Genomic DNA, 10,592 nt, shown 5'->3' with positions numbered 1-10,592 from the left:
GTATTCAGTATTCAGTATTCAGTATTCAGTATTCAGTATTCAGTATTCAGTATTCAGTATTCAGTATTCAGTATTCAAAACTAAAAAATTACATAGACTTTGTAAACTTTGCGAAAAAACTTTGCGAACTTTGCGTTTCAAATTAACTGATTAAAATCAAAAAATAAATTATGAATGACGGTTTAACTTATGTTTTAACTACAAATGGAATTCTCTTTTTAATAAGTATTATTTTTTGGAAATTTCCTCCCAAAAAAATTAATACTATTTATGGTTATAGAACTCCTAAAGCAATGCTAAACCAACAAATATGGGATTTTGCAAATAGTACTTTTAACAGAAATTTTATAATTTACACAGGCTTTTCTTTACTTGCAGGTTTACTATTTGTTACTTTTTTAAATGTAAAATTAACATGGCAACCTATGGCTTTGGTGGTTTTATCATTAGTTGCTAGTATTATAAAAACAGAAAAAGAACTTAAAGAAAATTTTACTGAAGAAGGGAAAAAGAAAAAGTAAACTTAATTAAAAATACTTTTATCATTCTCATAATTATAATTTTCTATGTTACCAATATCTAAAATACTATGGAATAAAAAATCTGTAGTAATAGAATCTTGTTTTTTTGATTTTAATTGTTGAATTTTTAGTGGGTAACTTTTTTCAAAATCATCTGAAAACCAAACCAACATTGCAGGGTTTTTAGAAGCTTTGTGTTCTTGAGCATGCAACCATTTACCATCTTCTCCTAAAGTTTCTCCATGATCTGAAAGGTAAATTAGTATTGTTTTTTTAGATGATTTTTTAAGTTTTAAAATCAATTCATTTAAAAAATTGTCTAAGTATAAAATGGTGTTATCATAAGAATTAATCAATTCTTGCTTAGATAAAGATCCAATATACTTACTGGTAATAATCGGTTTAAAATGTTGAAATTCTGGTGTAATTCTGCTATTGTAATACCAATGACTCCCAATCATGTGAAGCGTAGTTACTCTGTTATTAGCAAGAGCATTATCCACTGAAAAATAATCTAACAATGCTAGATCTTTTTCTTTTTTAAAACTTTGAAAAGAATGTAGTTTATCAATAATAAGATTCGTTTTATTAGAATAAATTACATCTTTATAACTGCTTTCTATAGATTGGTTGCCTATCCATTCTGTTTTAAAAGAAGCCTTGTTTAGCACTGTATATATACTTGTAGCTTCTTGCTGCTTTTGCCTATCATCTACAGATTTATCAGTTAAAATTTGAGGTACACTTTGAGCAGTAAATGTAAAAGGAGTGTATACTTTTTTAAAAGTAATTACATTTTTTACTTTAGATAATAATGGAGTTGTATTTCTGTAATATCCATTTAAAGATAAATGATCTGCTCTTACAGATTCTCCTACCACTAATACAATATGTAAATCTTCTTCTTTTGTAAAAACGTTTTCTTTTACTTCTTTTAATGTAATTTTTGGCTTATTTAAATACTTAACACCTGCAAAATACACATTGTATGGAAGTCTATTTTTAAAGGCATCAAACTTATAGTTTTCTACAACAAAAAAACTTAAAACACCAATAATTGAAAGTATAAAAAGCGGCGATTTAACACTACTAATCCTATTTTTTTTAAAGCGTTTAAAAAACATTAGAATACTAACAGTAGAAAATAGTAAAAAGAGCACAAATTGGTAACTAACCACATCAATAGCAATATCTGTATTTGTTTCTACAATTGCTTGAATCATACCTTCTGCAATGGTTAGATCTTGTGTATATACCCAAAATGAAAAAGAAGAAACTAGTATAAATAAAATTGGAAATACAATTTTAAATAACTTTTGTAAAAGGCTAAAAACATATACAAAACCAAATAAAGAAAAATGCAATAATAAAAAATGAGCAACATATACTAAATTCCCTTTTAAACTACCAAAAGGAAAATGCACGTAAGAAGCAATTGTAATAAAAACTGCGATTAAAATATGTAGCCCTAAATGAAACTTAACTTCTGGTAGCCAAAACTTTAATTTTTCCATTTAAGATGGGTGCTTTTTTATTGATAAAAAGAATAACTGGGTATATTATAAGTAATTGTAAAATTACAAGAATTATTTTTTCTAACTCATTAAAGTCAAAAGACTTTGAAGTCCAAAATAGTATTAAAAAAAGTTTTATTACTGTTAATGCCCTAATATGCAAAGCTAATACAGGAATTGTATTTTTACCAAAAAAAGTTAAAAACTTAATTTTTTTGAGTTTTCTAAAAAATAAAACCCAAAAAGAAATACCAACACTAGCATTTAATAAAAATAAAAATTCATTCCCATATTTTGATCTATACATATCTACATTATCAGCAAAATTAATAGCAAGAATTATGTAGAAAATAAAAAGAAAAAAAAGAAAAGAAGGTTCATATTTTATAGCTTTATTTTTAAATAGAAAATCTTTTATAAAAAAACCAAATGCATAAAAAAACAATGCAACCATAGAAACATCCAAACTCCACATTAAATGCATTTTTAACACTTTAGGTATTAAAAAACCTAGCCCAATCAATACTAATGTTACTATAATTTGGTGTTTTATTGCTGCTAATTTTCTAACAAAACTAAAAATTAAAAAACTTAGAAATATTGCAGGTAAAAACCACATTGTAATGCCCCAATTCATATACTCATTACCTCCTTGAGCATAAAATAATCCTAAAAAATTTTTTAAAACGCTTAAATTTAAACTTGCTGAGTCTCCATAATTTCTACCTATAAAAAACCAAAACAAAAACAACATAAAACTCCATAAAAAATAAGGAATTAAAATCTGTTTCGCTCTTTTTTTTATTGTACTAAAAGTTGTTGACTTTGGATGAAAAAAACCTGCAATAAAGAAAAATAAAGGGATTCTAAAACTTTCAATATAAATGTCAATAAATGGTAAGTTATGCCCATAAACAACCAGAATAATACTAAAGCCTTTTAGTTGATCTACCCAATTAATTCTTTTACTTTTGGTATGTAACATTTGTAATTTTTAAAAATTAGCTACAAAAGAAACCGATAAATTTCTTCCTGGAGCAGAAACACCTGATGCAAATTCTATATAATGTACATCAAACAAATTATCTAACCTTACTTGGGCTGAAAAATTATCACTAACCAAATACCTTCCATTCAAACCAAAAGTAAACCAACTTGGTGTACCATAATATTTATCAAGATCATTTGTAGCATTTGTATTTACAATTGGTGTTAAATCATGATTATCGATACCTTCTGTTATATTAAAATCTGTAATATTTTTTTTACTATTAAAACGTAAATCTGTACCTAATTCTATTTTATTTTTCTTATAATTTATTGCAAATTGACCAAAAAGTGGCGGAATAGAAGACATTGGTTCTTCTGTATCATAAGTTCTACCTTTTGTATAAGTTATAAAACCAGTAGTATTTATTGTTTTAGATATTTTACCCAAATAATTAGCTGTGTAACCAGTAATGTAAGCATTGCCTTTATTTTGGTTTGACACTGCATTACCAGATACGTCTCCAAAATCTTCTTGTTTTATAGTTCCATCTGCATTATAAATAAAATCTCTTTGAATATAATTATCTAACATAGTATAATAAAAATTAGCTCCTAATCTAAATTTTTTATTGTTAAAATATTTTTGAACTCCTATTTCTGCATTGTAAGCAAATTCTGGTGCAACATAAATATTTGGAATGGTTACATTACCACTTTTTTCTCTAATTCTACCTACATCATCTATATTAGGAGATCTAAAGCCAGATGATATAACACTATTTAATTGCCATTTTTTATTGGGTCTAAAAACGTAGCCAATCGTAGCAGTGATTGCAGAATTATCAGTTTTAATATTACTGTTTTCTAATTTTATAAAGGTTTCATCTATCCAATTTGCTTCTAGATGTGTGTTTGTATAACGAATACCTGTATTTAAAGTAGATTTAGTATTTATATCTTGTCTGTAATTTAAGTATAAAGCAGAACTCAAATAGCTACTTCCTCCATCAGGATAACGAGATTGGACTTTAAAAGTATCAGAAAAACCATCTATTTCTCCGTTAATAATATTTAGGGTTTTTCCATAAGAATTAGAGTGAACATCATTATAAGCAAACTCAAAGCCATAAGTCATTACTCTTTTTTCGTTCTCTGTTAGAGGGACAGAAAAATCTCCATTCAAACTAAAAACATTTACCGTTTCTTCTCTGTAAGATCGGTTTAAACTTCCAAATTTTCTTTGAATTCTACTTTCTCCAATATTTTGGTAAGCAGCAGTAATTGTTCCACTTTCAAGCCAAATTTTACTTGGGTTTATCAATAATTGAGAAGAAATTAACAATCTATTTTGAGGACCATAATGCCATTCAGCAAATTTTAAATCAGAAACATCTGTATCATCATTTAACTCCATTAATCTGTCAAACCTTGGTATGTTTGACGATGTAGAATATTGTAAATTTACTTTTAAATCTGTATTTTTTGATAGAGGAATAAAGAATTTTTGTAAAATATCTGTTTGTGTATATCCTGTATTTTTTAATAGTGTTGGGTTAGCATTTTTAGTTGGGTTTTCAGCATAATTACCATTGGTATTTTCTGAATAATAAAAAACTTTACCCCAATCATTAAACCCATGATTCCGATTTTTACCACTTTGTAAATCGCCAAAATCACTATGAGAAACACTTGTAAAAGAAGCCCAATTGCTAAAACTTAACTCTGCAGAAACATTATTTGTAACCTCATGATTAACTGATGAAAAACGAGAAAAATACTGGCTTTTTATTTTTTTTCCTTCGGATATTTTTGGTGTTTTTGTATAATAATGAATCACACCACCCAAAGCATCTGAACCATAAATTACAGAAGAAGGGCCAAAAACAACTTCTACTTTATCTAACATATTTGGTGCAACAGTAATGGCATTTTGTAAATGACCTTTTCTATAAATAGCATTATTCATTCTTACACCATCAACCACTAATAAAACACGATTAGATTCCATTCCACGAATTACAGGACTACCTCCACCAAATTGTGATTTCTGAACCTTAATACCAGGAATTGTTGCCAATAAATCTGCTGAAGTTTGGGGTGATATTTTTTGAATTTTTTTTGCTGAAACAACCGCTATTTGTTCTGCAATTCTATTACTTTTTTCTTCTTTCTTAAAAACCGATAAAACAATCTCGTCTAACTGTTCTGACTGTTTGGTTAAATAAACAGTAAAATTTTGCTTGCTTAACAGGTTTTTTGTAACCCTTAATATTGAATAGGAAATATGTGAAAAAATAATGGTTTCAGTACTTTTAAACTCAGAAACATCTACAAAACCCTCATTATCAGAAGATAAATTAGTAGTTAAAGTCTCATCATAAATAGTAACATTTTTAACAATTTTACCAGTTTGTTTGTCTACTATCTTTATTTTCTGACCCAAAGAAAAACTACTTATGGAAAGAAAAAATATGAAAACGATATATCTCATCAACTAAAAACTGTTTCTAATATTTGTAACGATTTTGGTTTTCTAAAACCATCCAAATGTAGTTCAAAATATTGAATTATTATTTTTAATACTACTTGTCTTTCTTGTTTACTAAAAGACACATTTTCTATGGCATCAAAATTTATGCCTAACAACTTTTTAAATTGATAAAAATTGTTTCCATGAATATTATTTTTTTGAGCTGATGCTTCTGCAAACCTACCTTCTAGCAAATCAAAACCCATTTTATTTTGTTCAGATAAATCTGGATAAAACCCTAAAAACCGAGTTAAATTTAATAAAAATAATAAATGGAAGTTGGCAATTTTTTCATGCAGATCTAACCAAACTAGCCCTGTTTCTAAATACTCAAAAAGAGCCCTATTTTTTTCTTCTTCTTTAATTGCATAAGTTAAAACTTCTGATAAAAATAATACAACAGATTGTTTAACAATATCCCTATAAATAGTTTTATAAGGATTAGAAACTTGCACCTCTTTTATAGAATTTAAAGTACCTTTATTGCTATGACTAGCCACAATAATTAGTTGTGTTAATGGCTGAAAATAAGCTATTTTTAAACCTCCTTTTTTGGCTTTTAAAATACCTCTAATTAAATAAGATTTTAACCCTTGATCTTCAGTAAAGCATTTTACTATTAGGCTTGTATCACTATATTTAAGAGTACTTAAAACAATAGCCTTTGTAGTTATTAAAGCCATTAATTTACAATTGCAATTTTTGTAAAAGCAGTTTCTGAAGCATCTTCACTAGATAACAAAACAATATAAATACCAGAAGCAACATGAATACCTGCAAGATTTTTTTTATCCCAAACAACTTTACCTCCTTGCAACTCTTGCCCTTCTACTACATTGGTTTCATGCACTAAATTGCCTGCAACATCTAATATTTTAACATTGGTTCCTTTAGGTAAATTGGTTCCTTTTCTACCATCAATAGTAATGGTTTTGTGATTACTTAATGCAGGATTAGGATAGGCATAAACATCGCCTAAAACATCTCCAAAAGGTGCTACTTTACTATTGTAAGCTACAATACCATTATTGGTTGCAAAATATACTTTACCTGTACTTTTATCTACTGCAATTTTTACAATTTTATTTGATGGTAAAGGAGAGTTTTCTTTGTTAAAATTCGCCAATGTAGTTTGTCCATTAGGGTTGGTATAAATAACACCTCCATTTTCTGTTCCAAACCATTTATTTTCTGCACCATCAATTTCAATAGTATTAATTGTCTGATCTCCTAAAAGTCGTTCTCCAAAACCATTTTCATCTCCATTAATTACAACTGGGTTTGCATTGGGGGTTTCATCTTCAAAAACACCAGAAACATTGTTGTAAACTACCAAACCAGATTCTGTACCTAACCAAGCTCTGTTATTTGCATCAATAGCAATAGAAATTACTTTTACATCGGGTAAGTTTCCTAAGTTTGGTGTTGCAATAAATGCCTTTTTCCGATCTCCGTTTTCATTATAAATATAAACCCCATTTCTTCTGGTACCTACCCAAAGAGTATTATTTCTATCAATAACTACTACATTTGTTTCTCTATCTGGGTTGGTTTGTAAACTAATTATATCAATACTTGACCAACTTCCACTAGGAGATAGTTTTTTTAATTTCTTTGAAGACAAAGCATCTGCTACCCATAAATTTCCTTGGCTATCAAAACTAGTTCCACTAATTCGTGTAGTAAATCTTTGTAAATTAGGCCCAGAAAAACCTAAAGGACTATTTTCTGAGTGATAAAAATTAGTTATTTCATTATTCTCTACCTCTAAAAGTCCACCACCTGAAAGCACATTACCATCAAATGTATCAGCAAATGAGCTTATAAAAACTCTATCTTCATTTTCTGGATCTATTGTAACATCTACTAAATCTGCAATAGGCAAATCTTCAGAAAATTTGGTATTAATCCATTCCTCTCCTTTATAATTACTAAATCCTTTTCTATTCCCTAAAGGCACATAAGAAGCACTATAACCACCATAAACAACCCATAAGTTATTGGTGCCAGATGTAATTGAAAAAATATCATTAGACAAAGGGCCATCTGGATGAATTTCTTTAAAATCTGTTGGTTGGTTAGATATTGTATTAAGTACACCAAATTCTTTGGTTGCTAAATAAACATTGTCATTTTCAAAAAAAGCAGTGTTTAATTTAAAATTAAAGTCTGTGTTTTTAGAAAATCTAAAAACTTCTTTTAATGTTTCATCTAATATAAATGCAGCTTCATTTGCTGTAAGAGTTAAATGAGTTGTAGAGGATTGTAAGGATAAAATATTTTCGAAATAATTAATCACTTCTACCAAAACATTGCCGTTTAACCTAAGTAGTCTTGTGCCTTCAATAAAAAAAAGTTCATTTTTAAAGAGTGTAATTTGGTTTAAGTTTCTACCAAAAAAGCGTTGTTCCCAATTATTAAAATCAATTAATAAGTTACTATTTAAATCTGCTATAAAAAGACCTGTATCTGTTGCTGCATATAAAAGTCCGTTAAAAACTTCTGTTTGAAATACTTCTAAAGAAGTGGAACCTATCCCTATAAAATAAGTATCACCAAACTCTAATTTTTCTATATCATAAACAACAATACCAAAAGGTGTTGATAAGTACAACTTATCATTAAACTCTTTCATATGATTGATGCCTTTTCTACCAGACTGATTAAAACTAACAATATCTGACGAAATAGTTATAGAACCATCATTATTTACTACTTCTAACAGTCCGTTTTCATAACCAATAAATAACCTTTCAAAACTTTTATTATAATGAATAGACGAGGTCGTTTCTCCAGACAAACCTTGCACTGAAGATAGTTTATTAATTTCTTCAGAAACAACATCAAACGTAAAAACAGCATTATCTGTTAAGGCATAAATTACATCATCTACCTTAATAAAATCTTTTACATTATTGTAAGAGTAAAAATCTTCCCAAGAAGCACTGTAATCTGTTTGTGCAGAAAAAAAGAGTGAAAAAAAGAAAAGATATATCGAAAAAAGTTTTTTCATTGTTTAATTTTGATGTTCAAAGATATTTATTTATTGTTACAATAACGATAAAACACCTTACATTAGTACAAAAACCATTAGATTTTATGAATACTGAAATTGAAAGAAAATTTTTAGTTAAGAATACCGATTTTAAAAATGAAAGTTACGCTAAGAAAAACATCAAACAAGGGTATTTAAATTCTGACAAAATAAGAACTGTTAGGGTTAGAATTGCTGATGACAAAGCTTTTATAACGATAAAAGGAACATCTAACGCTTCTGGTACAACTAGGTTTGAATGGGAAAAAGAAATAAAAAAACAAGATGCAGAAAACCTTCTATTACTTTGTGAGCCAAGCATTATTGATAAAACAAGATATTTAGTTAAAGCAGGTAAGCATACTTTTGAAGTTGATGAATTTTATGGTGATAATAAAGGTTTAATTGTTGCTGAAATAGAACTAACTCATGAAAATGAAGTTTTTACAAAACCAAAATGGCTAAAAACAGAAGTTACAGGTCAAATTAAATACTATAATTCTAGTATAAGTAAACATCCTTTTAAAGATTGGATGTAAAATAATTACAAATAGTAAATTGCAAAAAAGTGACTACTACTTCCCAACAATACAAATACATGAAAGATTACATGGTTAAAATGGTATTTTTTTGATGGAGTATAAAATAGCTCCTACAGTATAAAATATTCCTCCTGCAAGTAATAAATTAAAACCAAAACTTGTCAGTACATTCATTAATGGTTTTATAAATAATAACACTTGCCAACCCATTAAAAGATACATTGCTGTAGAAATTACATTAAATTTTCCGGTAAAAAATAACTTTAAAATAATACCGATAAAAGCAAAAACCCAAACAGCAATAAATAGATACCACCCTAATTTTGAGTCTAAAGCTACCAGACAAAAAGGTGTATAACTACCAGCAATTAATACATAAATTGCAGCATGATCTAAAATATTTAACTGTCTTCTTTTCTGCGAATTTTTAGCAGCGTGGTAAAAAGTAGATGCTGCAAATAAAATAATTAAGCTAAAACCATAAATTAGAAAACTAATTACATTCCAAAATTCTAAATAACTATTTGCTTTTACAATTAAAAAAGGAAACGCTATACAACTTGCAACCAAACCCAAAGCAAAGCATGAGACCAAACATTTAAACGTTCTTCTGCCTCTGAATAAGTGTGATTCAATTTTTTACTCATTTTTTCTATTAGTATCTATCATGTATTTTTCATCATTTATTAAATCATTATACATCATATCAAAAACTTTATCTTTTAAAATGTTCATTTGATCAATAGTAAACCCTTTTGTTGCAATAAATTGATGCTGATGCACTCTAAAAGTACCTAAACCTCCTTTAAAAATATCCCAAGAAAAAAAACGTTTACAATCGTAATAGACTTGTGGTACAATTGGTATTTCAAATTCAATTGCCAACGCAAATGCTCCTTTTTTAAATGGTGCTAAAACCACCTCTTCACTAGGTACTAATCCTTCAGGAAAAATGGCCATACTAACTCCGTTTTGCAATCTCTTTTTAGCCATTTCATAGACTCTTTTTCTACTTTCAGGATTACTTCTATCTACCATAATAACCGTTCTTTTGTAGAAAAAACCAAAAATGGGTATTTTAGCCAACTCCTTTTTACCAACAAATACAATAGGATTTTTACTTAAAGCAATCAATATAAAAGGATCCATTAAAGAAGTGTGATTGGGACAAAACATATAACTTTTATGGGGTTCAATTTCTTCATCAAACTGAACCTTTAATCCAAATCCCATTCCGTAAATTAAAACGTTAGCTATAATTCTGGCAACTTTCCAAAAATAACGGTAATGTTTTTCTTTGAAACAAAAAAGCAACAAAAAAGGAGATAAAAGGATAACACTAGACATCATTAAGGTGTAAAACCACAAACGCCAAATTAAAAGAAAAGGAATTTTAATATATTTCACAGTAGCTACAAATGTTAAATAATCTTGTACTAAAAAGAATAAAATTTAGGCTAT

9 protein-coding genes are annotated in these 10,592 nt (G+C 27.9%); 2 read left to right on the top strand and 7 right to left on the bottom strand.

Going from position 1 to position 10,592, the window contains the following annotated elements:
* Positions 1-170: 170 nt before the first annotated feature.
* On the top strand, positions 171-521 hold the full coding sequence (locus Q0731_RS09270) for an SdpI family protein (protein WP_299063058.1): 351 nt from the start codon (positions 171-173) through the stop codon (positions 519-521).
* A gap of 2 nt (positions 522-523) precedes the next feature.
* Here Q0731_RS09270 and Q0731_RS09265 read toward each other — a convergent pair whose 3' ends face one another.
* The 5 genes from Q0731_RS09265 to Q0731_RS09245 are packed head-to-tail and all read right to left on the bottom strand — an operon-like array spanning position 524 to position 8,568.
* The gene (locus tag Q0731_RS09265) at positions 524-2,035 is read right to left on the bottom strand and encodes a phosphoethanolamine transferase (protein WP_299063055.1); all 1,512 of its coding nucleotides are present in this window, start codon (positions 2,033-2,035) and stop codon (positions 524-526) included.
* Positions 2,001-3,020 (bottom strand): acyltransferase family protein, encoded by a 1,020-nt coding sequence (locus Q0731_RS09260; protein WP_299063052.1) that lies wholly within the window; start codon positions 3,018-3,020, stop codon positions 2,001-2,003. The genes Q0731_RS09265 and Q0731_RS09260 overlap by 35 nt, the downstream gene beginning before the upstream one ends.
* A gap of 9 nt (positions 3,021-3,029) precedes the next feature.
* The gene (locus Q0731_RS09255; RefSeq protein ID WP_299063049.1) at positions 3,030-5,468 is read right to left on the bottom strand and encodes a TonB-dependent receptor; all 2,439 of its coding nucleotides are present in this window, start codon (positions 5,466-5,468) and stop codon (positions 3,030-3,032) included.
* Positions 5,469-5,515: 47 nt separating this feature from the next.
* A complete protein-coding gene (gene recO / locus Q0731_RS09250; RefSeq protein WP_299063047.1) occupies positions 5,516-6,238 on the bottom strand; it encodes a DNA repair protein RecO in 723 nt (240 codons plus the stop codon).
* Positions 6,238-8,568, bottom strand: coding sequence for a hypothetical protein (locus tag Q0731_RS09245; protein WP_299063044.1), 2,331 nt, complete (start codon positions 8,566-8,568; stop codon positions 6,238-6,240). Before Q0731_RS09245 ends, recO begins: the two co-directional genes overlap by 1 nt.
* A gap of 86 nt (positions 8,569-8,654) precedes the next feature.
* On the opposite strand from Q0731_RS09245, the gene Q0731_RS09240 reads away from it, so the two are divergent.
* Positions 8,655-9,128, top strand: a complete 474-nt coding sequence (locus tag Q0731_RS09240; protein ID WP_299063041.1) for a CYTH domain-containing protein — start codon at positions 8,655-8,657, stop codon at positions 9,126-9,128.
* Between the two features lie 75 nt (positions 9,129-9,203).
* On the opposite strand, the gene Q0731_RS09235 is transcribed toward Q0731_RS09240, so the two are convergent.
* Both Q0731_RS09235 and Q0731_RS09230 read right to left on the bottom strand, forming a co-directional pair.
* The gene (locus Q0731_RS09235; RefSeq protein WP_366915408.1) at positions 9,204-9,701 is read right to left on the bottom strand and encodes a hemolysin III family protein; all 498 of its coding nucleotides are present in this window, start codon (positions 9,699-9,701) and stop codon (positions 9,204-9,206) included.
* Between the two features lie 69 nt (positions 9,702-9,770).
* Positions 9,771-10,538: a lysophospholipid acyltransferase family protein gene (locus Q0731_RS09230; protein ID WP_299063038.1), complete on the bottom strand. Its 768-nt coding sequence runs from the start codon at positions 10,536-10,538 to the stop codon at positions 9,771-9,773.
* Positions 10,539-10,592: the final 54 nt, after the last annotated feature.

Origin of the sequence: uncultured Polaribacter sp. (assembly GCF_947497695.1) — a bacterium.
Classification (GTDB): Bacteria; Bacteroidota; Bacteroidia; order Flavobacteriales; family Flavobacteriaceae; genus Polaribacter.
This window is presented reverse-complemented; position numbering and strand designations above follow the sequence as displayed.

Excerpts from the sequence above, each read along its gene's own strand:
- recO (WP_299063047.1), bottom strand. The coding sequence starts at position 6,238 with ATGGCTTTAATAACTACAAAGGCTATTGTTTTAAGTACTCTTAAATAT.
- Q0731_RS09265 (WP_299063055.1), bottom strand. The coding sequence starts at position 2,035 with ATGGAAAAATTAAAGTTTTGGCTACCAGAAGTTAAGTTTCATTTAGGG.
- Q0731_RS09260 (WP_299063052.1), bottom strand. The coding sequence starts at position 3,020 with ATGTTACATACCAAAAGTAAAAGAATTAATTGGGTAGATCAACTAAAA.
- Q0731_RS09240 (WP_299063041.1), top strand. The coding sequence starts at position 8,655 with ATGAATACTGAAATTGAAAGAAAATTTTTAGTTAAGAATACCGATTTT.
- Q0731_RS09245 (WP_299063044.1), bottom strand. The coding sequence starts at position 8,568 with ATGAAAAAACTTTTTTCGATATATCTTTTCTTTTTTTCACTCTTTTTT.
- Q0731_RS09270 (WP_299063058.1), top strand. The coding sequence starts at position 171 with ATGAATGACGGTTTAACTTATGTTTTAACTACAAATGGAATTCTCTTT.